General features: G+C 63.7%; 23 protein-coding genes. 12 read left to right on the top strand and 11 right to left on the bottom strand.

What is annotated here, in order from left to right; translation table 11 throughout:
- Positions 1-15: 15 nt before the first annotated feature.
- Positions 16-1,473, top strand: coding sequence for an Hvo_1808 family surface protein (locus LJF34_RS06735; protein ID WP_231184082.1), 1,458 nt, complete (start codon positions 16-18; stop codon positions 1,471-1,473).
- Positions 1,474-1,543: 70 nt separating this feature from the next.
- Here LJF34_RS06735 and LJF34_RS06730 read toward each other — a convergent pair whose 3' ends face one another.
- Positions 1,544-2,620, bottom strand: coding sequence for a transcription initiation factor IIB (locus LJF34_RS06730; protein WP_231185048.1), 1,077 nt, complete (start codon positions 2,618-2,620; stop codon positions 1,544-1,546).
- 212 nt (positions 2,621-2,832) lie between these two features.
- Between LJF34_RS06730 and LJF34_RS06725 the strand changes: the two genes are divergently transcribed.
- Both LJF34_RS06725 and msrA read left to right on the top strand, forming a co-directional pair.
- Positions 2,833-3,102 carry a hypothetical protein gene (locus LJF34_RS06725; protein ID WP_231184081.1) on the top strand — a complete coding sequence of 90 codons (270 nt, stop codon included), beginning with the start codon at positions 2,833-2,835 and terminating at the stop codon, positions 3,100-3,102.
- A gap of 52 nt (positions 3,103-3,154) precedes the next feature.
- A complete protein-coding gene (msrA, locus tag LJF34_RS06720; RefSeq protein ID WP_231184080.1) occupies positions 3,155-3,688 on the top strand; it encodes a peptide-methionine (S)-S-oxide reductase MsrA in 534 nt (177 codons plus the stop codon).
- Between the two features lie 7 nt (positions 3,689-3,695).
- Here the strand turns inward: msrA and pabB are convergent, their stop codons facing one another.
- From pabB to LJF34_RS06690, 6 genes are all read right to left on the bottom strand, one after another.
- Complete coding sequence (pabB, locus tag LJF34_RS06715; RefSeq protein WP_231184079.1) at positions 3,696-5,156, bottom strand: aminodeoxychorismate synthase, component I; 1,461 nt, start codon at positions 5,154-5,156, stop codon at positions 3,696-3,698.
- Positions 5,140-5,817 carry a helix-hairpin-helix domain-containing protein gene (locus LJF34_RS06710; protein ID WP_231184078.1) on the bottom strand — a complete coding sequence of 226 codons (678 nt, stop codon included), beginning with the start codon at positions 5,815-5,817 and terminating at the stop codon, positions 5,140-5,142. The genes pabB and LJF34_RS06710 overlap by 17 nt, the downstream gene beginning before the upstream one ends.
- 26 nt (positions 5,818-5,843) lie before the next feature.
- Positions 5,844-6,647 carry a shikimate dehydrogenase gene (locus LJF34_RS06705; RefSeq protein WP_231184077.1) on the bottom strand — a complete coding sequence of 268 codons (804 nt, stop codon included), beginning with the start codon at positions 6,645-6,647 and terminating at the stop codon, positions 5,844-5,846.
- A 39-nt stretch (positions 6,648-6,686) separates the two neighbouring features.
- A complete protein-coding gene (locus tag LJF34_RS06700; protein ID WP_231184076.1) occupies positions 6,687-7,835 on the bottom strand; it encodes a sodium:calcium antiporter in 1,149 nt (382 codons plus the stop codon).
- Positions 7,836-7,887: 52 nt separating this feature from the next.
- Positions 7,888-9,048: a sodium:calcium antiporter gene (locus tag LJF34_RS06695; protein ID WP_231184075.1), complete on the bottom strand. Its 1,161-nt coding sequence runs from the start codon at positions 9,046-9,048 to the stop codon at positions 7,888-7,890.
- Positions 9,049-9,126: 78 nt separating this feature from the next.
- A complete protein-coding gene (locus LJF34_RS06690; RefSeq protein ID WP_231184074.1) occupies positions 9,127-9,522 on the bottom strand; it encodes a universal stress protein in 396 nt (131 codons plus the stop codon).
- Positions 9,523-9,602: 80 nt separating this feature from the next.
- Here LJF34_RS06690 and LJF34_RS06685 point away from each other — a divergent pair, with 80 nt between their 5' ends.
- The 5 genes from LJF34_RS06685 (at position 9,603) to LJF34_RS06665 (ending at position 14,894) form a co-directional block, all read left to right on the top strand.
- A complete protein-coding gene (locus LJF34_RS06685) occupies positions 9,603-10,946 on the top strand; it encodes a D-aminoacyl-tRNA deacylase (protein WP_231184073.1) in 1,344 nt (447 codons plus the stop codon).
- A 116-nt stretch (positions 10,947-11,062) separates the two neighbouring features.
- On the top strand, positions 11,063-12,208 hold the full coding sequence (gene ftsZ / locus LJF34_RS06680; protein ID WP_231184072.1) for a cell division protein FtsZ: 1,146 nt from the start codon (positions 11,063-11,065) through the stop codon (positions 12,206-12,208).
- A gap of 67 nt (positions 12,209-12,275) precedes the next feature.
- Positions 12,276-12,452 carry a protein translocase SEC61 complex subunit gamma gene (locus LJF34_RS06675; protein WP_231184071.1) on the top strand — a complete coding sequence of 59 codons (177 nt, stop codon included), beginning with the start codon at positions 12,276-12,278 and terminating at the stop codon, positions 12,450-12,452.
- Positions 12,453-12,462: 10 nt separating this feature from the next.
- On the top strand, positions 12,463-12,900 hold the full coding sequence (locus tag LJF34_RS06670; protein WP_007981573.1) for a transcription elongation factor Spt5: 438 nt from the start codon (positions 12,463-12,465) through the stop codon (positions 12,898-12,900).
- 200 nt (positions 12,901-13,100) lie between these two features.
- Complete coding sequence (locus LJF34_RS06665; RefSeq protein ID WP_231184070.1) at positions 13,101-14,894, top strand: M3 family metallopeptidase; 1,794 nt, start codon at positions 13,101-13,103, stop codon at positions 14,892-14,894.
- On the opposite strand, the gene LJF34_RS06660 is transcribed toward LJF34_RS06665, so the two are convergent.
- Positions 14,867-15,838 carry a CPBP family intramembrane glutamic endopeptidase gene (locus tag LJF34_RS06660; RefSeq protein ID WP_231184069.1) on the bottom strand — a complete coding sequence of 324 codons (972 nt, stop codon included), beginning with the start codon at positions 15,836-15,838 and terminating at the stop codon, positions 14,867-14,869. The genes LJF34_RS06665 and LJF34_RS06660 overlap by 28 nt on opposite strands.
- A 121-nt stretch (positions 15,839-15,959) precedes the next feature.
- The gene (gene lonB / locus LJF34_RS06655; RefSeq protein ID WP_231184068.1) at positions 15,960-17,960 is read right to left on the bottom strand and encodes an ATP-dependent protease LonB; all 2,001 of its coding nucleotides are present in this window, start codon (positions 17,958-17,960) and stop codon (positions 15,960-15,962) included.
- Between the two features lie 236 nt (positions 17,961-18,196).
- Here lonB and LJF34_RS06650 point away from each other — a divergent pair, with 236 nt between their 5' ends.
- The 4 genes from LJF34_RS06650 to LJF34_RS06635 all read left to right on the top strand — a co-directional run bounded on the left by LJF34_RS06650 (position 18,197) and on the right by LJF34_RS06635 (position 20,345).
- Positions 18,197-18,715, top strand: coding sequence for a nicotinamide-nucleotide adenylyltransferase (locus tag LJF34_RS06650; protein ID WP_231184067.1), 519 nt, complete (start codon positions 18,197-18,199; stop codon positions 18,713-18,715).
- A gap of 161 nt (positions 18,716-18,876) precedes the next feature.
- Positions 18,877-19,644 (top strand): SAM-dependent chlorinase/fluorinase, encoded by a 768-nt coding sequence (locus tag LJF34_RS06645; protein ID WP_231184066.1) that lies wholly within the window; start codon positions 18,877-18,879, stop codon positions 19,642-19,644.
- Positions 19,645-19,669: 25 nt separating this feature from the next.
- Positions 19,670-20,155: an NUDIX domain-containing protein gene (locus LJF34_RS06640; RefSeq protein WP_231184065.1), complete on the top strand. Its 486-nt coding sequence runs from the start codon at positions 19,670-19,672 to the stop codon at positions 20,153-20,155.
- A gap of 40 nt (positions 20,156-20,195) precedes the next feature.
- Positions 20,196-20,345, top strand: a complete 150-nt coding sequence (locus tag LJF34_RS06635; protein WP_231184064.1) for a hypothetical protein — start codon at positions 20,196-20,198, stop codon at positions 20,343-20,345.
- A 363-nt stretch (positions 20,346-20,708) separates the two neighbouring features.
- Here LJF34_RS06635 and LJF34_RS06630 read toward each other — a convergent pair whose 3' ends face one another.
- Both LJF34_RS06630 and LJF34_RS06625 read right to left on the bottom strand, forming a co-directional pair.
- The gene (locus tag LJF34_RS06630) at positions 20,709-21,776 is read right to left on the bottom strand and encodes an asparagine synthase-related protein (protein WP_231184063.1); all 1,068 of its coding nucleotides are present in this window, start codon (positions 21,774-21,776) and stop codon (positions 20,709-20,711) included.
- The gene (locus tag LJF34_RS06625; protein ID WP_231185047.1) at positions 21,776-22,462 is read right to left on the bottom strand and encodes a PHP domain-containing protein; all 687 of its coding nucleotides are present in this window, start codon (positions 22,460-22,462) and stop codon (positions 21,776-21,778) included. Before LJF34_RS06625 ends, LJF34_RS06630 begins: the two co-directional genes overlap by 1 nt.
- Between the last annotated feature and the right edge of the window lie 334 nt (positions 22,463-22,796).

The raw sequence follows: 22,796 nt of genomic DNA, 5'->3' as shown, positions 1-22,796 counted from the left end.
GCCCGTGGCATCGGTATGCGATTCGTGGGGGCGATCGTCGTTTTACTCGTCTGTTCCGCGTCGGTGGGTGTGATGGTGGCCCCCGGGGGAAACAACGGCAGTTCGAACGAGGCCAACGCCCATCCGCCGGACCCGAGTTCCGACGTCATCGGCTGGGAGAACGGCTACTGGTACAACGAGAGCATCGACGTGAACCAGCGCGACGGACTGTCCGACGCCGAGTTGAAGGCGTACAAGGGACGGGCGATGGCACGCGTCGAGTTCATTCGAAGGGAGGAGTTCACCCGCTCGGTGAACGTCCAGTCGTTGTCGCGAAGCGAGTATCGGGACCTCGTTCGACGTCGGTCGGCGAACGAGTACACGCCGCCCCAGCGCGCGTGGGAAAATCAGGTCTGGGAGGGGTTGTTCGTCACCGGCGAGCGGGCGGACGCCGCCCGACAGCAGACGAAACTCTATCAACGGCGCGTCGCCGGGTTCTATCTGCCGGGCGAGGACCGAGTCTACGTCATCTCGGATGGGAAACGCAGGATCGATAACGCGACGCTGATTCACGAACTCGCACACGCGATGCAGGACCAGCACGTCGACCTGTCGTCGTCGGAGTTCGAATCCAAGACGATGGACGCCCAACGTGCCCACGACGGCCTGACTGAAGGCGAGGCGATGTACGTGGAACAGCGATACACGAACCGGTGTGGGAAGTCGTGGCAGTGCGTCCCGAAGCCGGATGTCGGACCGAGCGGATCCCCGTACAGCGGCGGGACGCTTCCGAACTACAACCTCGGCATGCAAGTCGCGACGATTCAACCGTACTCCGACGGCCCCGCGTACGTCGCCTCGCTGTTCGATTCCGGCGGGTGGGACGCGGTGACGAAGCGGTATCGAAACCCGCCGGAGTCGTCCGCCGCGGTCGTTCACCCCGAAGAGCGAACCGGCCCGCCCGCCCCGCTCCGTCTCGGCGAACAGGCACGAAACGGCTGGAAACTGTACGGCAAGCGCGGCGAAAACGGGTCACAGACGGTCGGCGAAACCGGCATTTACACCATGTTCTGGTATCAGGGCCGGGCCGAGGGTAACCCCGTCATCGACTGGCGGACGTTCACGGACCCCGACAAGGGGAAGTTCGACATGTTCAACTACACCAGCGCGCCGTCCGACGGGTGGGCGAACGACCGACTCTGGCCGTACCACAGGGGGAAACAGCGCGGCTACGTCTGGCGGACCAAATGGGAGACGAAGCGGGACGCGACGGAGTTTCGGCGGGCGTACCGCGACCTGCTTCGCGGACGGAACGCGACCCGCGTCGGGCCGAACACGTGGCGCATCGGAGCGGGACCGTTCGCCGACGCCTTTCGCATCGACCGTCACGGACGGACCGTGACCATCGTCAACGGCCCGACAGTCGGCGATTTGAACGACGTTCGGCCGGCGACGAACACGAGGAAGCAAACGCGACTAGCACGGATTCGGTGATGTCGTTTCGCGTTCCGTTCTCCGGCGATAGACGTCTCTCGTCGTCGCTGTCTCGAATGAAAAGAACCGATTACGCCGCCGCCTCGTCGGTTGCGGCCGTCGGCGGAAGCGCGTCCGCTTCGTCCGCGGCGGTCAGCAGGTCGTGGTAGCGGTTCCGAATCGTGACGGTGCTCACGTCCGACACCTCGCTCACCTCGTCCTGCGTGAGTTTCTCCTCTTCGAGGAGCGCGGCGGCGTACAGCGCCGCGGCGGCGAGTCCGACGGGCGATTTCCCGCTCGTGATGCCCGACTCCTTCGCCGTCTTGAGCAGGTCGTGGGCGCGGCGCTTGGTCGCGGGGGTGAGGTCGAGTTCGCTCTCGAACCGTGCGAGGTACTGCTCGGGGTCGGCGGGTTGGACGCCGAGGCCGAGTTCGCGCACGATGTAGCGGTAGGTGCGCTTGAACTCCATGCCGTCGATTCGGCTGACGGTGGTCAGTTCGTCCATCGTGCGGGGGACGCCGCTCTGTCGCGCCGCCGCGTACAGCGAGGCGGTCGCGACGCCCTCGATGGAGCGCCCCGGCAGGAGGTCCTCGTTCAGCGCGCGACGGTAGATGACGCTGGCCATCTCGCGGACGTTGTCCGGCAGGCCGAGCGCGCTCGCCATCCGGTCGATTTCGCCCAACGCCTGCTTGAGGTTGCGCTCCTTGCTGTCGCGGGTGCGGAAGCGCTCGTCCCACGTTCGAAGCCGTTGCATCTTCTGCCGTTGGCGGGAACTCAGCGACCGCCCGTAGGCGTCCTTGTCCTGCCACCCGATGTTGCTCGACAGGCCCTTGTCGTGCATCATCTTCGTCGTCGGCATCCCGACGCGGGACTTCGAATCGCGTTCGCTCGCATCGAAGGCCCGCCATTCGGGACCGTGGTCGATACCGTCGGCTTCGACGACGAGGCCACACTGGCTACAGACGGTCTCCGCGTGTTCCGAGTCGGCGACGAGGGAGCCACCGCATTCGGGACACGTCTGGTCCGCTCGTTCCGCTTCCCGCTCTCCTTCGCGTTCGCTCGTCCGCCCTTCGGTTTTCTCGTTCTCGTTCCTCAGCTTTTCCGTTCGCGTGCGTTCCGAGTGCGCTACGGCCTTCTGGTCGTCTTCGTGAACTTTCGTACTCATGATGGAATGAACCGGAGTTGCCCTTCGCTAGAACCAGAGCCAAGGGCGCTCCGCTAACTATAGGTTAGTTCTGTGAATATATAAGTGTATTGGTTGAGATAGCAAGCTTTCGGATTTGAAAGTAGCTTCACGGACTAATTCAGTATTCTTTGGCAACATCTACCGATTCGATTGAATTGTCCATAAGAATATGGCCGGGTTTCTTGAGCGGAGATATGACGCGACAGACGCGACGAACGTTTCTGGCGACCGCCGATGCGGTCGGGTTTGCGGGCTGTTCTTCGGTCGCGGATAAGACGTCGTTTCCGGCGGACGAAGCGAGCGTGAGACGCGAAAGGGCGGGCGGACCGACGTTCCCGTCGCCGACGATTTCGGGGCGCTCGACGAGTGGCAGGCCGTTTCAGGGCAGGGGACGCTCTCGAAATCGACCGACGACGCGTATCACGGTTCGCATTCGTTCCGTTCACCCCGACGAAAGTCCCTGAAAAACCGTCCGCCACCGCAGAGTCTTAACGCGTCGCGGACCAACCGTCAACCATGACAGAGAAAGCGACGCTCGCGGGCGGTTGTTTCTGGTGTCTGGAAGCGGCGTACGAGGAACTCGACGGCGTGGAGTCCGTCACGTCGGGCTACGCCGGTGGCTCGGTCGAGAACCCGACCTACGAGGCCGTCTGTTCGGGCGAGACGGGGCACGCGGAAGTCGTCCAGTTGGAGTACGACCCCGAGACGCTCGGCTACGACGAACTGCTACAGGTGTTTTTCACCATCCACGACCCGACGACGCTCAATCGGCAGGGGCCCGACGTGGGCAGTCAGTACCGCTCGGCCATCTTCTACCACGACGACGAACAGAAGGACGTCGCCGAGGCGTACATCGACGGTCTGGAGTCGGAGGGCGCGTTCGATGACCCCATCGTCACCGAAGTCGAACCGCTCACGGAGTTCTACGAGGCCGAAGGCTACCATCAGGACTACTACGAGAAGAACCCCAACGACGCCTACTGTACGATGAACGCGCAGCCGAAGATTCGCAAGGTGCGCGAGAAGTTCGCCGAGAAGGCGAAGCAGTAAGTTTCGACTATTCGACCGAGAACTCGCCGCCCTGTTCGAGCGCTTCGTCGATGGCGTTGACGAGCGCCTTTCCCTTCGCCAGCGTCTCCTCGTACTCGGCCTCGGGAACCGAGTCGTGGACGATTCCGGCACCGACGCGCAGGTGGTACTCCTCGCCGTGCCGGACCAAGGTTCGGATGACGATGTTCAGGGTCGCGCGTTCGTCGAAGCCCAGAACGCCGATGCTGCCGGTGTACGGTCCGCGCCGCGTCGATTCCAGTTCGTCGATTATTTCCATCGTCCGGGGTTTCGGCGCGCCGGTGATGGTGCCGCCGGGGAACACCGCCGCGACGGCGTCCGTGATGGAGACGTCGGGTCGGCGACGACCCGTGACCTCCGATACGAGGTGCATCACCTCGGAGTAGCGGTCGATTCGGCGATAATCAGTCACCTCGACGCTTCCGTACTCGGCGATTTTGCCGAGGTCGTTTCGCTCCAAATCGACCAGCATGGCGTGTTCCGCACGTTCCTTGTCGTCTCCTTGCAGTTGGGCCGCGAACGCCTCGTCCTCCTCGGGCGTCGACCCGCGCGGCCGTGTCCCGGCGATGGGTTCCGTCCTGAGGCGGTCCCCGTTCACGTCGAGCAGGAGTTCCGGGCTTGCGCTCACCAGATCGATACCGGGGAACTCCAACAGCGCCGAGTAGGGCGCGGGGTTGACCCGGCGCAGGGCGTCGAAGGCCGCAACCGGGTGAACGCTCGCGGGCGCTTCGAGTCGCTGCGAGATGTTCGCCTGAAACGTATCGCCGTCGTGGATGTACTCCTTGACTCGTTGGACGCGCTCCGCGAACGCGTCCTTGCCGCAACTGCTGACGAACGGCCCCCGCTCGTCGGTCGGCGGTGCGCCGATGGTTCCGTCGCCTTCGATAGCCGCCGTGGCGAGCGAGAGCGCCGTCTCTCGGGCCTCGTCGTACGTCTCGTTGGGGTCGTCCAGTCGCAAACACGCCGTCACACGGAGCGTTTCCTCCGACCCCGCCTCCCACGCGGCGACGCAGTCGTACAGGCCGAACTGGAGTCGCGGTAGGTGCCGGTCGTCCGTCGCCGACCCGGGAAGCGTTTCCAGTTCGCGGACGAGGTCGTACGAAAGCCATCCGAATAGCCCACACGGATACGGAACGTCGCAGTCGCCGCGAACCAGTTCCTCGTCGGCGAGCGCCGCCGAGAGAGCGTCGAGGCTCGATTCGGTGCCCGACCCCGTCTGGAGACGACTCGTCGGTTCGATACCAAAATAGCCCCACCCTGACTGTCCTCCCGTCGTCGCGAGATAGAAACCGCCGGGGCCGTCGCGCGCCCGTCGATACGCTCGAAACGGGTCCGCGACCCGCACGCGGACTTCGACGGGGATTCTCGCACCGCGCGGCGCGTCCCGTGCCGCCTCGCGGAACGAAGCCCGCGAGGTGACTACGTCCGCTTCGTCACATCGATTTCGCACGATCCATCCAGCCTTCGATTCGCGTCGTCGAGAGGTCGGTCTCGCGGGCGATTTCCGCCGGGTCGGCATCGGCCAGCTCGGCCGTGTTTTCGACGCCAGCGTTCCGGAGTCGTTCGGCGTAGGCCGGGCCGATTCCCTTCACGTCTTCGAGCGGTCGGGCGTCGGTATCGGCACCGGCGGATTCCTCCGCTTCGGCTTCGGCCTCGGTTTCTTCGGCTTCCGCTTCCTCCGTCTCCGACGGTTCTTCCTCCGTTCCCGTCTCCGATTCCGGTTCTTCGGCTTCGGTTTCGGATTCCTCCGCTTCCTGCGACTCCGCGTCGGGTTCCGCTTCCGGTTCGGTCGCCTCCGTCTGTGCGGGTTGTCCCGCCTCGGCGCTCGGTCCCGTCGCCTCGGCCGGTTCCGCCGCCGTGTCGGGTTCCGCTTCCTCGATGTGATCCGTTGGTTCCCCCTCGTCGACGAGTTCTTCCGTCGAAACGCTCGTCTCCGTCTCCGTCTCCGAGGAGTCCTCGGTCATTTTCACTGCGTTCTCCGATTCCACCGTGGGCTGTGCTCTCGTCTCGGTCGGTTCCCGCTCTATCGTCACTCCGCCGTCACGATCTCGCGATTTCGACCGCTCATCGCCAAGACCGAGCAACGATTTCAGCCGTGTGATAAGCCCCATTGGGGGATAGTACAAAGTCCCTTCACTTAAAGGCGTCTTCGCAAGGCGGCGTCCATGCGCTCGACCGGCGCATCCGTTTCGGTCCATAGTTCAAATGCGGCGACCCCTTGAAACAGAAGCATCCACGCGCCGTCGACGGTCGTCGCGCCGCACGCGGACGCCTCGCGGAGCAGTCGCGTTTCGAGCGGGCGGTACACCGCGTCCATCACCGCGAGGTCACCGTGGAGCGCATCGGCGGGGACGGGCGACTCGTCGGATTCCATCCCGACGCTCGTCGCGTTGATTAGCACGTCGGCCGCCGACACGAGTTCGGGGAGTTCGTCCAAGCCGTGTGCCGCCGCACCGCTCACGTCCGCCGCGAGGGACTCCGCTCGCGAAACGGTTCGATTGGCTATCCGGACCGTCGCGCCGTCGTCGGCCAGCATGAAGGCGATCGCCCGTGCCGCGCCGCCCGCACCGACGACGACGGCCGACGCTCCGTCACGGGACACGCCGTGTCGTTCGAGCGCTCGACGCGCCCCTTCGGCGTCCGTGTTGTGGCCCGTCGGGACGGAACCATCGGGTCCGGAGAAATCGACGGTGTTCACCGCGCCGATGCGTTTCGCGAGCGGGTCGGGTTCGACGTGCGGGAGACAGTCCTCCTTGAACGGAATCGTGACGTTCAACCCGCTCACGCCGAGCGCGTTCGCTCCCTCGATTGCCGGGGCGATGGCCTCGGGTTCCAGGGTGACGTAGCGGGCGTCCATGTCCAGTTCCTCGTAGGCGGCCTCGTGCATCGGTGGAGAGAGCGAGTGACCCACCGGATTGCCGAGGAGTCCGTATACGTCCATGCCCGAAGAAGGGAGCGGGGGGACTTAACCGACGGGTCCTCAGGCACCGAGCATGACGAAGTAGACGGCGAGGCCGATGAAGAGAACGTAGAACAGGCCGCTTCCGAGGAAGGGCGTCGGGTCGAAGTCGTCCTCGCCGACGCGGCGTGCGCGGAAGAGGACGATGCACCCGGCGACGATGGCGAAGAGGACGGAGACGGCGTTCAGGAAACCGGCGGTTCCCCACGCGAGGCTGAGGTCCCACGGCGTGAACAGGATGCCGAGGGTGACGGGGAGGGTGCCTTGGAACGCCATCGCGCCCGTGATGTTGTTGAGCGCGAGGGTGTCCTTGTCGCGCGCCAACCAGATGACGCTGTTGAACGCCTCGGGGAGTTCGGTCGCCACGGGGGCGATGACGAGCGCGACGATGGCGTACGGGATGCCGACGTCCCTCGAAACCCACTCCACTTGGTCCACGAACAGGTGGGCACCGTACACGATGAATCCGAGCGCGATGAACGTCTGGAGGGCCGTGAGGAGGAGGTGCGGGTCGGAGCTGTGGTCCGCGTTCGAGTCGATGCCGATTCGTTCGGCCAGTCCTTCGATCGCGATTCCGATGTGGAGGTCGTCCATGTCGTCGCTGTCGGCCAGTTCACCCGCACGGAGCGAGCGGTAGAGATACGTGACGTACAGGGCCACGAGGACGACGGCGATGACGACTCGAATCGGAATTCCCGCGACGGAGGTCTCATCCGGGACCAGCGCGGCGGCGAACGCGAGGGTGTAGCCGACGAGGAAAAACGAGAGGTCGCGCGTCGTCGCGCCCTCGTTGAACTGCAAGTTGGCGTCGTTCGCGCGACGGTCGGCGAAGTAGTAGACGCTCGCGCCGACGAGGAACATGGCGATGGTGGCGAGCATGAACGGCGCGCCGAGAATCGCGCCGACGCCGATGTCGGATGCCGCCGACCCGCCTTTCAGGATGGCGATGACGGGAATCGTCGTCTCCGGGAGCGCGGTTCCCATCGCGGCGAGGATGCTCCCGGTCGCGCTCTCGGAGATGCCGAGGCGGTGGCCGAGCCATTCCACGCCGTTGGTGAACACCTCCGCTCCGACGAGGAGAAAGACGAAGGATGCGAGAAGTAAGAGCCCTTTCGTCGACGATTTCGACAGTGCGAGCGGCCGCACCGCGGCCGCGACTGGAAGCGACATATCCCGTACTTCCCGCGGCAGTCAAGTAAGCGATTCCATCCGACGAGCGGACTCAGTGACCGGCAACGCCGCCGACGTCGAGGACGACGACGTGATAGACGACCACCGCGAGGAAGATGAGGTAGAACAGTCCGCCGATGAGGAACGGTCGGGCACTCATGTTCCCGCCGTCGACGCGGCGTGCACGGAGGTAGAGCACGCAACCGCTGATGATCGCGAGGATGGCCGACAGGCCGTTCAGGAAGCCGGACGTTCCCCACTGGAACGAGAGGTCCCACGAGGTGAACAGGATGCCGAGGGTGACGGGGAGGGTGCCTTGGAACGCCATCGCGCCCGTGATGTTGCCGAGCGCGAGGGTGTCCTTGTCGCGGGAAATCCAGATGATGCTGTTGAACTTCTCGGGGAGTTCGGTGGCGAGCGGCGCGATGAGGAGCGCGACGATCGCCGTCGGGATGCCGAGTACCTCCTCCGAAACCCACTGGGTCTGGGAGACGAACACCTGTGCTCCGCCGATGATGAAGCCGAGCGCGATGAGCGTCTGAATCGCCACCAGAATCGAGCGCGGGTTGCCCGAGTGGTTCTCGTCCGTGCTCATTCCCGGGAAGCGGGAGACGACGCCCTCTATCATCAGTCCGAGGTGGAGGTCCTCCAAATCCTCGCCTTCGACCAGTTCGCCGCTCTTGAGCGAGCGATAGAGGTAAAACAGGTAGAGAAGGACGAGCAGTGCGGCGATGCCGTGGGATATCAGGTCGCTGTGAATCAGTGCGGCGCTGAACGCGAGGGTGTAGCCGACGAGGAAAAAGGAGAGGTCACGGCGGGTGGAGACGCTGTTGAAGTGCATCTCCCGTCCGTGCGTACGACGCGTCCCGAAGTAGTAGACGCTCGCGCCGACGAGGAACATGGCGATGGTGGCGAGCATGAACGGCGCGCCGAGAATCGCACCGACGCCGACTTCCTCCGCCGCCTCCGTCCCGCCTCCGCTCCCGAAGATGGCGATTATCGGAATCGTCGTCTCCGGAAGGGCGGTTCCAACGGCGGCGAGGATACTGCCGGTCGCGCTTTCGCTCACGCCGAGATGGTGACCCAACCATTCGACCGCGTTCGTGAACACTTCCGCCCCCAACAGCAGCAGCAGGAACGATGAGAGGAGTAGTAACGAGTTTTCCCACACCCGTGGTAAAATCGCCATCGGTGTAGCGAGTATCGGATTCATACTACGGGCATCTTCAAAAGCGGTCTAATTAAGCGGTTCTATCTGGAACCGGAGGTGTTTCCATTCCCGTGCGACCGTTCACGGAACCGTCGTCACCGGCACATCCCCCGATTTCACTACCGTTTTCGCCGCACTGCCCAGGACGAACGTACCTACCCGTCCTGTGCCATGATGACCCATGATGACGTGATCGTGGTCGCCCTCTTCGACCATCGAGATGATGTTCCTGCCGATACGGTTCGACGCCTTGAAACTCGCCAAATGGATGTCCACCGCCACGGTGGGGTCGCTCTCGATATCGGTTTCGTCGAGTTCCGCATTCACTCGGTCCATCAGGGCGTCCGTGTCCTCCCCTCGGACGTCGGTGAAATGGACGATGTCGAGGTCCGCGTCGTATCGCCTCGCGAAGTCGATGGCGAAGTCGAGCGCCCGCATGCTGCAGTCGGAACCGTCCACCGGAACGAGAACCTTCATATGTGTCCACACTTCGTCCCGGTTCTTAACGGTTTCCGGGATTCGACGGACTTTTTCGCCGTCCGACCGGAGAATCATTCGTGATTGCCGTCGTCGTCAGTAGGGCAGACTACGCATCCGAACACATCGGCGAGTGCCTCCTCGCCGAGACGGAGTGGAGTACACACGAAGACGAAATGCGACCGGACGCCGAGGGTGGCGGGGAGTACTACCGGACGGACGGGTTCGAACTCCGGGAGTTCGACGCCCTCCATCTCGACATCGAGAACGTCGCCGAGGCGTTTTCGGACCCCGGCATGCTCGTGTTCGCCTCGCGTCACTCGGGCGACACCGGTCCGCTGTTGACCGCCCACTTCACCGGGAATTTCGGTCCGGCCGAGTACGGCGGCGAGGACAGGACTCTCGCCGAGGCCTGTCCGAACGCCCACGCACGGTTGCTCCGGGTGTTCCACGACCACGCGCCCGAGGGGTACGAAGTCGGAATGGAGTGTACCCACCACGGGCCGAGCGAGGTCGGCGTTCCGTCGATGTTCGTCGAACTGGGTAGCGACGACGAGCAGTGGGACGACCCGGAGGCCGCCCACGCCGTCGCGCGTGCCATCCTCGACTTACGCGGCGTTTCGCCCCACCGGGAGCGCCAACTCGTCGGGTTCGGCGGGGGTCACTACGCCCCGCGCTTCGAGCGGATCATCGAGGAGACGGACTGGGCGGTGGGGCACATCGCGTCGGACTGGAACCTCGACACGCTGGGGCTTCCGGAGGCACATCCCGACGTGATTCGGCAGGCCTTCGAACGAAGCGGGGCGAACCACGCCGTCTGTGAGGGGAACACGGAGGACATCGCGGACGTCATCGCCGACCTCGGCTATCGCGTCGTGAGCGAGACATGGGTTCGGGAGGTGTCGGGGGTTCCCCTCGCCCTCGCCGAGGAGATGGAATCCGAACTCTCGTCCGTCGATTCGGGGCTCCGGTTCGGCAAGCGGGCGGCCGACGTGCCGTCGGACCCGGACGAGTGGCGGTTCTCCGTTCGGGCGTTCCCCGAGGAGTTGCTCGCCGCGGCGGCGGGCGTGGACCGGGAGGGCGTCTTCGATGTCGTGTCCGAGCGAACGGTCGCGTTCGAAACCGAGGAAGGCGGCACGCTGGTGTGTGGGCGCGCGGCGGTCCGCACGCGGGCCGACTACGAGGCGATTCTCGACGAACTGATCGCGTTGCTCGAACGGAAGTACGAAACCGTCGCGCGCCGGGACGACGAAGTCGTCGTCCGCGAAGTCACCTTCGACCCGGAAAAGGCGCGCACGTTGGGCGTGTCCGAGGGACCAGCCTTCGGGAAACTGTCTTCGGGGGTTCCGGTGACCGTCGACGGGCGAACGATTCCGCCGGAGAAGGTCCGGACGGAGCGGAAACATGTCTTCCCCGTGGAGTGAACCGCCGGGACGACTCGACCATATAACTTTTTTTCACGATGGTTTGATATGAGTCAGACGACCGTCGACTAGAGGGGAAAGATAATTAATGTGCGTTCGTAAAAGAAGCTTCAAGGATGGATTCAATCGTTGAAGACGCTATTGAGGAGGCGGAAGGGCAACAACAGGGTGCCCCACAATCAGAAATCGGAGGTGCCTCGCAGGACACCGGCCTGTCGGGGACGATGACCGACGAGGAACTACAGGACGTACTCAAGGAACTCCAGACCAACATCACCGTCGTCGGGTGCGGCGGTGGCGGCGGAAACACGGTCAATCGAATGGCCGAGGAGGGAATTCACGGGGCGTCGCTGGTCGCCGCGAACACGGACGTTCAGCACCTCGTCGAGATCGAGGCCGACACGAAGATTTTGATGGGAGAACAGAAGACGAGCGGACGCGGTGCGGGGTCGCTCCCGCAGGTCGGCGAGGAGGCCGCCCTCGAAAGTCAGGAGGAGATTTACGACGCGATTCAGGGCTCGGACATGGTGTTCGTCACCGCCGGACTCGGCGGCGGCACCGGCACCGGAAGCGCCCCCGTGGTCGCCAAGGCGGCCCGCGAGGCCGGCGCGCTCACCATCGCCATCGTCACGACGCCGTTCACGGCGGAGGGTGAGGTCCGGCGCACCAACGCGGAGGCCGGACTCGAACGCCTGCGCGACGTGAGCGACACGGTCATCGTCGTCCCGAACGACCGCCTACTCGACTCCGTCGGCAAACTGCCCGTCAAACAGGCGTTCAAGGTCGCCGACGAGGTGCTCATGCGTTCCGTGAAAGGAATCACGGAACTCATCACGAAACCCGGCCTCGTCAACCTCGACTTCGCCGACGTTCGCACCGTCATGGAGAAGGGTGGTGTGGCGATGATCGGACTCGGCGAGAGCGACTCCGACCAGAAGGCGCAGGATTCGGTGAAGAGCGCCCTTCGCTCGCCCCTCCTCGACGTGGACATCAGCGGCGCGAAGTCCGCGCTCGTCAACGTCACCGGTGGCAACGACATGTCCATCGAGGAGGCCGAGGGCGTGGTCGAACAGATTTACGACCGCATCGACCCCGACGCTCGCATCATCTGGGGGACCTCCATCGACGAGAGTCTCGACGGCACGATGCGCACCATGATCGTCGTCACGGGCGTTCAGTCACCCCAGATTTACGGCCGCAACGAGGCCGAACAGGCACAGGCGAAACAACAGCAGGCAGAGGATATCGACTACGTCGAGTAATCGAGCGCTTCCCTCCCGTCTCTTTGTAGTAAGATAGAAAAAGCCGGATAGCCAAGCATCACCAACAATGGACGTCAAGCTAGACCTCGCGTCGTACATGCGCGTACTCAAACTGGCGAGTACGCCGTCGTGGAACGAGTTCTCGAAGATCGCACAGATCGCCGGTGCCGGCATCTTGCTCGTCGGACTGCTCGGGTTCACGATTTTCGCCGTCATGAGTTTCATCACCAACGCCCCCGTCTAGGTGAATCTATATGCCAATTTACGCAGTAAAGACCACGGCAAGTCAGGAACGCACCGTCGCGGACATGATCATCAACCGCGAGGAACCGGAGATTCACGCCGTCCTCGCGCCCGACTCGCTGACGAGTTACGTCATGGTCGAGGCCGACGACCACCGAGTCATCAACCGCGTCTTGGAGGAGATTCCCCACGCGCGGAGCATGGTCCCCGGCGAGAGCAACATCTCCGAAGTGGAGCACTTCCTCTCCCCGACGCCGGACGTCGAAGGTATCGCGGAGGGCGACATCGTGGAACTCATCGCCGGACCGTTCAAAGGCGAGAAAGCGCAGGTCCAGCGTATCGACGAGGGTAAAGACCAGGTGACGGTCGAACTGTACGAGGCCACCGTCCCGATTCCGGTCACCGTACGCGGGGACCAGATTCGCGTGCTCGATAGCGAAGAGCGGTAGCTCTTCTGACCCCCGTTCGCACGGGAAGACAAATTGCATCTTCTTGAGCGACCAGTACGTTTTTTACGCCTCGTAAACGACGATTTTCTAACTTGGTAGCACGATGACCCGCTTCACCTCCTTCTGATTCGACGCCCGATTTCGGGTCGTACCGCCGCTCGACTACCCATCAGCGACAGCAACCGCACACGACGGACATCATGAATTCGATACCGACCAGAGACGAAATCGCAGAGGAGTACAAGTGGGACCTCTCGAACATCTTCGAATCGCCGGACGAGTGGAGCGCCGTGCTCGCCGAAACCGAATCGCTCGCCGAATCGCTTCGCGAGCGGGACCCGAGGAGCGCGGACGGCTTTCTCGACTCCCTCACGGACCACGAAACCCTCGTCCGACGGGAACAACGGCTCGGCCTCTACGTCCGACTTCGATGCAACGAGGACACGGGGGACCCCGAGCGCGAGGAGCGACGCGACGAGTTCCGGTCGGTGTCGGACGACGTCGACCGAACGAAGACGGCGGTTCGGCGTCGGTTACAGTCGCTCTCTCCCGAACGAGTCGAAGCGTTCGTGCGCGAGAACGACGACCTCGCGGCGTTCCGGCGCTATCTCGATGACGCCGTACGGATGGACCGCCACGTTCGTTCCTCCGACGTCGAGGAGGTCCTGACGACGCTGAATCACGACACGCCCGAGGAAGTGTTCCGAGCGCTCGTCAATCGTGACTTCGAACCGCCGACCGTGGATGGCCCGGACGGGGAGTCCGTTCCGGTGACTCGGAACAGGCGGGCGAAACAACTCACATCGACGGACAGGGAGTTCAGACGCCGCGTGTACGAGGCGTATCGCGGCGAACTGATCGCGTCCAAACACGCGATCGCGACGGCGTACGCCGAGAAGGTGAAGACGCACTCGAACCGCACGGCGGTGCGGAACTTCGACTCCGTCCGCGAACGGAGCTTCAACAAACAGAGCTACCCCGAGACGGGGCTTCGGATCGACTTCCCGACGGACGCACACGACGCGCTCCTCGATGCGCTCCGGTCGAATCTCGGCCCGCACCACCGGTATCTCCGCGTCCGTCGTGACCGTCTCGGCGTGGGAGAGCTACGCCCGTGGGACACGAACGTCCCGCTCGCCGACGGGGAAGGGCCGGAAATTCCGTACGACGAGGCGCACGACCACCTCCTCGACGCCGTCGAACCGTTGGGAGAGGAGTACCGGAACCGCTTGGCGGGATTTTTGCACGACGGTCGAATCGACGTGTACGAAACCGAGGAGAAGCGCTCCGACATCGTCGCGTACTGCCCGTCGTCGTACGACACCGGCGCGTACGTGCTGGCGAACTACGACGACGACGTGCGGTCCCTGTTCGTTTTGGCGCACGAACTCGGCCACGCGATGAACACGTCGTATCTGCGCGAGGCGCGCCGACCGCTGTACGCGACCACGCCGCGCCCCGTCGAGGAGGTTCCGAGCCTGCTTCACGAACTGCTACTCGCGCGGCACCTCATCGAAACCGACGATCATCGGGAACACGTCTTCGACCGCCTCCTCGATACCGTCGGCGGCAACTTCTTCGGAGCGGGAATGTGGTCCGCGTTCACGCACGAAACCTACGGCGTGGTCGAAGGAGGTGGCACCCTCACCGCGGAGCGCCTCGACGACATCTACGCCGACCTCCACGACGAGTTCAACGCGCCGGTCGTCCCCGACGAGTACACCGCCTCTGGATGGCTCGTCGGCAGCCACGCGCGGGAACCGTACCACTTCTACCAGTACGTCCTCGGCGTGGTGGGTGCCACCGTCGTCTTCGACGGACTCACCGACGGCACGCTGTCGCCCGAAGCGTACCGCGACTTCCTCCGCACCGGCGGTAAAACGAGAGCGGTCGAGACGTTCGCGGACCTCGGCATCGACGTCCGCGTCGCCGACCCGTACGACCGCGCGGCGTCCGTCTTCGAGGACTACGTGAACCGGTCGCCGTGGGCGTGAACGACGAACTCCAGCGCGTTGACGAGGTAGTGGGCGACGACGACCACGAGCAAACTCCCCGTCAGGACGAACGCGCTGGCGAGCACCGCGCCGAGCGTCCCGGTGACGAGTATTCCCGCCGGGCCTTGCGCGCCGTGGCCCGTCGCGAAGGCGACCGACGAGGCGACGACGAGGAACCACGGCGAGATGCCGAACCCGACGGCGAAGGCGCCGACCAGCGAGGAACGGAACAGCAGTTCCTCGAATCCTGCGATTATCGGGAGGACGAGGACGAGCAGGACGACCCACCCCCCGATCGAGTCGGGCGTGAGGAGTTCCCGAAGGCCGTCCTCGTAGTCGATGTCCAACGCGTCCGCGGCGCGCTGGCCGAGTTCGCTCCCGACGTACAGCGCCACGCCGAGGACGATGCCGATGCCGAGTTGGGTGACGGTCACGCTCCCGAGGCCGAGCGAAACGGCGGGTATCGCGGCGAGTACGGCCGCCACGAGGAGGACCACGCCGAACAGCCCTTGGCTGAACGCGACGTTGACCAGCAGCATACCGGGCGTGAACTCCTCCGCGGCGGATTCGGTGGTCGTCTCGTGGGCGAACTCGACGTTCGCGGTTGCGGGTTCGACGCTCGCAGTCGCCGTTTCGTCGTCGCGTGCATCGGAATCCGCCGGGACCGCGGATCCGAATTCGCGTGTGCGTGACGTCTCGTTACCAGTACCCTTCTCATCCGCGGTGGATTCAAGGTCCTCCTCGTGACCGAACCCGCGTCCGTTCGGGCACGTTTCGGTCGTATCGACGGAACGCGCCGAGTCGTAACCGTCAGTAGACGGTTTCACGTCGTCCGTTTCGTTCTCCCCGACGAACATCCCCTGCGAAGCGCGAGCGAGCGCGATGAGAACGAGGAGAACGACGAGCGTGACGGCGGCGAACGCGTTCCAGTTCGGCGAGGGCATTCGGGTTCCAATTCGGACGCCGGCCGTGAAAAGCTATCTACCGCGTCGGCGGGACCGGAGGGGATGGCCGCCGCTCGGGAGTTGAAAACGAAGGGAGAAAACGAATTCTCGTTGTCGACGCTTACTGCGGACTCGGACTGCTACCGGGCTGGGTGCCGCCGACCTGGCGGTCGAGGGCGTGGCCGGTGATGTCCTTCAGCCGGTTGATGAGGCTGTCCTTCTCGGATTCCCCCGTGAGTGCGACTTCGAGGACTTCGCTGATGTGCGAGACGGGGATGATTTCGACCATCTCCTCGTACTCCTCCTCTATCATCACGTCCTGCTCGTTGGCCTTCGGGATGATGACCGTCTCGACGCCCGCCTTCGCGGCGGCCTCGATTTTGTGCGTGACGCCGCCGACCGGGAGCACGTCGCCGCGGACCGACAGGGAGCCGGTCATGGCGATGCTCTGGTCGATGGGGATGTTCTCCAGCGCGCTGATGACCGCCGTGGCCATCGTCACCGACGCGGAGTCGCCTTGAACACCTTCGTACGCCTGCACGTACTGGATGTGGATGTCCTTCTCCGAGATGTCCTCGTCGCTGAACTTCTTGATGATGGCGCTGACGTTCTGCACGGCTTCCTCGGCGATGTCCTGCAGTTTCCCGGTGGCGATGACCTGACCGGGACCCTGCGACGGCGCGACTTCGGCCATGACGGGCATGACGATACCGCTGTCCTCGCCCATGACGGCCAGACCGTTCACGCGACCGACCACGTCGCCGGCGGAGACCGTGAGGTCGTAGTCCTTCCGCCGCTCGATGTAGTCGTCCGCGATCTGTTGTTCGATGGAGCGCGAGCGCTGTTTGGCCTGCAACACGTGGTCGCGCGTGGTGTTATCGGCGTCCTCCGCGCGAGCGATGTCGCCCGCGACGCGGACGAGGCCACCGAGGTCACGCAGTTTGAGCGTGAGGTGGTCTTTCCGCATCGCCCGGCGCTGGGCTTCGAGGATGACCTCCTCGACGGCCGTGTCCGTGAAGTGCGGAAGCCGACCGTCCTTTTCGACCTCCTGAGCGACGAAGCGTGCGTACTTGCGGCGCATCTCCGGCGTGTCGTCGATGGTGTCGTCCATGTAGACTTCGTACCCGTATCCCTTGATACGCGAACGGAGCGCCGGGTGCATGTTCTCCATCGCGTCGAGGTTCCCCGCCGCGACCATGACGAAGTCGGTCGGGACGGGTTCGGTGTGAACCATCGCGCCCGAGGAGCGCTCGGACTGACCGGTGATGGAGAACTCGCCCTCCTGAATCGCCGTCATCAGCTTCTGCTGACTGCGGATGTCGAGCGTGTTGATTTCGTCGATGAACAACACGCCCTTGTTCGCCTTGTGGATGGCACCGGGTTCTACCCGGTCGTGGCTCGGCGTTTCCATTCCACCGGACTGGAACGGGTCGTGGCGCACGTCACCGAGCATCGCACCCGCGTGGGCACCCGTCGCGTCCTCGAAGGGGGCGCTGGTGACGTCGCTGTTGTTGACCAACAGGTTCGGAATCATCGCGTCGGAGCCACGCGAACCGTAGCGGAACGCGAGGTAGATGACACCGGCCGCGAGGATTCCGAGGAGCGGCTTTCCGGCGAGGAGGAGCGCGTACCCCACCACGATGGCGATGATGACCCACATCAAAAACGAGCGCATCTGGTTGCGCTTGCGGGCCTCCTCCTTGTGCGCCTCGATGATTTGTTCGCCCTTCCCGGCGGGAACCGTCCGAACCTTCGGTTCGTTCCCGTCGTCAGGGTTGTGATAGACGAGGACGTCTTGCAAGTCCTCCTTGGGGAGGAGTTGGCTCATCGCCTTCGCCAGCATCGATTTCCCGGTCCCGGGGGACCCGATCATCATGACGTGACGGCGCTGTTTCGCCGCCTTGAGGATGATGTCACGGGCGTGATCCTGTCCGATGACCTGATCGACCAATCGGTCGGGGATTTCGACTTCTTCCGTGCTTTCTATCTCCAACCCACCCAGCAGGTCGTCTTCGGAGATGTCGTCGGCGACCTTGGCGTCCACCTCGCTCCCAAGGCTATCGACGTCCATCTCTTTCTCGGCTTCCTGCTCCGATGGTGAAGCTTCGGTGTCGTTACTCATAGAATTCGTTCTGTGTAGTTGAAAACATGGCTGGCGAACTGATATACTTTCTCCCTACGCTCGACCCCGCACACTCCATTTCAGGCCGTCAAACTGTGGAATTGAAGGGATATAGCCATATCGCTCCCGGCGTCGAATACCGGATTCGAAACCGTTCGACCCGATTTTCGACGAAGTACGACCGCTCGGACGGACGACTCGTCACCCTTATAAAAACGCTACACGACGGGTTCACCATGACCCGCGGGTTCTACATCGGGCGCTTCCAACCCTACCACAACGGCCACCACAACGTGATCGATACCATCGCCGAGGAGGTCGACGAACTCGTCCTCGGCATCGGAAGCGCGGGCGACTCACACAGCCGTCACGACCCGTTCACGGCTGGCGAACGAATCATGATGATAACCAAATCCCTCGTCGATTACGACCTCGTGACGTACGCCGTCCCCATCGAGGACTTGGACCGGAACTCCGTGTGGGTGAGCCACGTCCAGAGCATGAGTCCGGATTTCGACATCGCCTACTCGAACAACCCCCTCGTGATCCGTCTGTTCGAGGAGGCGGGCGTCGAGGTGCGGCAGTCCCCGATGTTCAACCGCGACGTGTTGGAGGGAACCGAAGTCCGCGACCGGATGGTCGACGGCGGCGACTGGCAGCGACTCGTTCCCGACCCGGTCGTCGAAGTGATCGAGGAAAGCGACGGCATCGACCGGATTCAACAGGTCAGCGACTCGGATTCGAACGGGATTTAGTTCCAACCAGGTCGGAGGGCGTAACCGATGCAAGCCTGCTTCGAAGCGTCCTGATCCATCGCAGCTCGTCCGAATTATTTTATTCTTTATAACCTGATAATAAGGAAAACCTACATCAACTCGGTTGCGAACTATCCCTATAACCGTAGGTGAGTTGCCAGATGATAACGTTAACTTCAGACTTCGGAACGCCATACCCGGCGGCGATGAAGGGCGTGTTGCTCCAGCACACCGACGCCCGTCTCGTCGACATCGGCCACGACTTCCCGCGACAGGACGTTCGAACGACCGCCTTTTGGCTTCGCGAGGTGCTTCCGTACTTCCCGCCCGCCGTCCACCTCGTCGTGGTGGACCCCGGCGTCGGCACCGACCGCGCGGCACTCGTGGTTCGCGCGGGCGACCACGCCCTCGTCGGACCGGACAACGGCGTCTTGCTTCCCGTCGCCCGCGAACTGGCCGACGACGACCCCGAGGTGTTCCGGGTCACGGTCGAGGATCCGAACAGCGCGACGTTCCACGGACGAGACGTGTTCGCGCCCGCCGCCGCCCGCGTCCACGAAGCGGGCGTGGACGCGCTCGAAACGCTCGAAGATGTGGTCCCGACGGACGAGTTCGAGGACCTCGGCTTTCCCGACCCGACCGTTCAGGGCGGGTCCGCGACCGGAGAAATCCTCGCCGTGGACGGCTTCGGGAACGCCATCACGAACGTTCCCGGCGAGTTCCTGAACGAGGCGGATGAGGTCGAGATAAACGGTATCCTCGGCCCCGTCGAACCGTCCTACGCCCACGTCGACCCGGGCGAACGCCTCGTGACGGTCGGCAGTCACGGCAACGTCGAACTCGCGGTCAATCAAGGACGCGGCGACGAGGCGTTCGACGGCGTCGCTGCCGGCGACGAAGTCCGTCTCGATAGCCGACCGAAACGGTGAATCCGATTCGGTCGACCTCTTTCCCATGGAGACGACCCGCCACTTCACCGCGACGACGTACGTCGTCCACGACGGCGAGTGTTTGCTTCACGACCACGACCGACTGGACATGCTCCTCCCGCCGGGCGGCCACCTCGACCGGGACGAACTCCCTCGTGAAGCCGCCGTGCGCGAAGTCCGCGAGGAGACGGGTCTCGACGTGACGCTGCTCGAACCGGAGACGAGCGTCGTCGCCGATTTCGGCCGGGAACTCCCCTCCGCGGAACACACCATGCTGTACGACGTGGACGTTTTCGACGGAGCGGTCGCCCACCAGCACATCGACTTCGTCTACTACGGCGAGGCGGCGGACCGAACGCTCGCGCCCGACGACGGCGAACGCGCGATCGACCGTTGGCGCTGGTTTTCGCCCGACGACCTCCGAACACACGACGGTCTGACTGAGGAGGTCGTCGCGCTCGGCACCGAAGCCATCGAGCGCGTCGGATCCGAACGGCGAAACCGGGATTAAGAGGTATATAATAAGGTCTATCCGGTGAATTGGGTGGTTCATGAGCATCATGGACCGCCTGTTCGGTACCGACGACGAAGACCTCCGACCGTCCTTCGTCTGTACCGGGTGTGGCAAGGCATTCGACGGCGAGCGGAAACTCTGTCCGGACTGCGGCAGCGAGCAGGTCGTCTCACCCCGTCCACGATGACACGTCAGTTCGCTTTCGCAGTAATCATTTCTGAATAACTGGAACGTGACAGAAGGGAAAACCCCTCTGTCGGCGTTCTTCGGCAGTTAGGTGGCGGATAATAATATCATACCTGCTGTTCTAACAGTTCGAGGATGGAATTTGTCAGCCGAGTCAGTCTGAAATCGGGGCACGCGGACTCGACACGGTTCGAGTGTAAATCGTGCGGTGCGTCGTACGAACTCGATCGACAGGCGTGTATCGAGTGCGGCGGTCACTGCATCGGATATAGCGATTCCTGGCTTCGACGCGAGCTTCTCCTGAAGACGTCGAACGAGCGACGGCGCTGAACGCGTGAAAACACATCGTTCCACACTTCCGAAATCAGTCCAGCCGTGAGCGGACGTACTTCGTCACGTGGTCGTCCATCCGGCGCTTGTATCCCGCCCGTCGCGCCAGTCGGTCGAGTTCCCGTGCCACGAGACTGCCGTACTGCACCGCCTTCTTGTCCCTCGTCGCTACCTCCTTCGGGACGAATTCGCGCGCCGCGTTCCTGAACATCGATTTCCGAACGCCATCCGAGACGAGCATCGTGCCCGGAAGGCGGAGCGCCGCCCGCACGACTCGGTCGTCGAGGAGTGGCGCGACCGGTTCGACCCCGGCGGCCCGAAGGGTCAACACGTCCCGCGGCAACTGTTCCGGGAGCGTGCGAATCGTTTCGCGAACCGCACCGCGTACCGTTTCCGCTTCGACGCGGTGGTCCGCGCGGGCGACTTTCTCGTAGCCGCCGAACAGTTCGTCCGCGCCTTGCCCCACTGCGAGTCGGTCGTGGCCGTCCGCGCGTGCCCGCTCAGCGGTCAGATAGAGCGGGAGCGCGATTTGGACGTCCATCGCGTTGGTTCGGCCGATGGCACGGGCGACTTCGGGGACCGCACATTCGATGTCCTCGTGCGTTATCTCGACGACGCGGATTTCACGCTCCATGAGTTCGGCGGCGGTTCGCGCGGCGTCCACGTCGTGACTGCCGGCGTACCCGGCGACGTACAGCGGACGGTCGAAGGCGCTCCCGACCACGGCGGAATCGACGCCGCCGGAGAACGCGACGGCGAGACCCTCGGCGGATACCGACTCCAAGCTGGCTTCGATGGCCGTCCGAACCGCCGAAACCGCCGTTTTTTCGTCCTCGAACGGTGACGGGTCGGGGAGCGTCCACAGTCGCTCGTCGTCGTCCTCGGTTCGCCCGTATCCCGGAGGAACCGGAGCGGGGGCATCGAGTTCGGTGGGGTCGTGACTCCACGTCCTCGCATCGGTTTCCTCGGAGAACAGGGGATAGCGACCCAACACGTCGCGGACGAGCGTCCCGTCGAGTTCGCCGGCGAATCCCGTGCCGCCCGGCAGCGGATCGTTCGTTTCGACCGCGCGCCGAACGTCCTCGGGTGAAAGCCCTTGCATCAGCCGAAGTACTGCCCGACGCGGTTGACGACGCGGCGTTTCGCCCCGCCCGCGGCCTGTCGGAAACTGATACGCCACGGCGTTCGTTTCCCGTTGACCTCGGTTCGGCCGTCGACGATAGCGCCGAGGATGGCTCGCTTGTCGGGGGTTTTCACGTCGATCTTCGTCACCGCCTGTCCGACCATCTCGCTGATGTGGGCGTCGCTCCCGGCCGTCATCGGGACGTCCTGGTCGATAGCGAACGACCTCGCCTTTCGATTTCCACGCCCCGTCAACAGGCGCGAGTTGTACACCTCGATAGCGTCGGCTTCCGCGAGCTTTTTCCCGGTGATGTTCGCGGCGACGCCGCTGCGCGATTTCTGAAACGGGTGGGGAACGATGGCGACGCCGCCCTGCTCCCGAATCTTGTCGAGCGTCTCGCCGAACGAGAGACCCGGCGGGATGCGCTCTTCGATACCTAACCCGAGAACGTGCCCTGCACGGGACGTGATCTCCATGCCGGGGATACCGACCAGCCCGTATTCTGGGGCGAGTTTCGCGGCCTCGAGGCTCGCGTCGATTTCGTCGTGGTCGGTGACGGCGATGGCGTCCAAATCGACCGCCTTGGCTTGCTCCAAGAGCAGTTCGATGGGGTCACGGCCATCGTGGGAAAGTGCGGAATGACAATGCAACTCGACCGATAGCACGGGCGAACGTTCGCAGTACGCCGGGAAAAGCAACTCGGTCCACGGATGGCTGTCGGCGTTCGTCATCGTGACACGTGGTCGTCAGGAGGAGTATCGGCATCGGCGTCCCTCTTCGAATACGTAGTGTTCGTGAATCTGAATGAACTGTTTGTGAGAACGACCGGATAACCAGCAGGTTCGGTTTCGGCGCATGAATACGGGCGATGGAGGCAACATCGCCCGTCGAGTGGGTGGTGGGTGAAAACGGTCACTCGCGCTCATGCAATCATAGGCATCGATATTGTTCGGCTGACTGTCCGCTTCTTATCGTTCCCCTCCTTCTGAACCTTTCATA

This window comes from Haladaptatus sp. DYF46, assembly GCF_021083305.1.
Classification (GTDB): Archaea; Halobacteriota; Halobacteria; order Halobacteriales; family Haladaptataceae; genus Haladaptatus.
The sequence above is the reverse complement of the archived record's forward strand: the minus strand, read 5'-3'. Positions and strand labels throughout refer to the sequence as shown.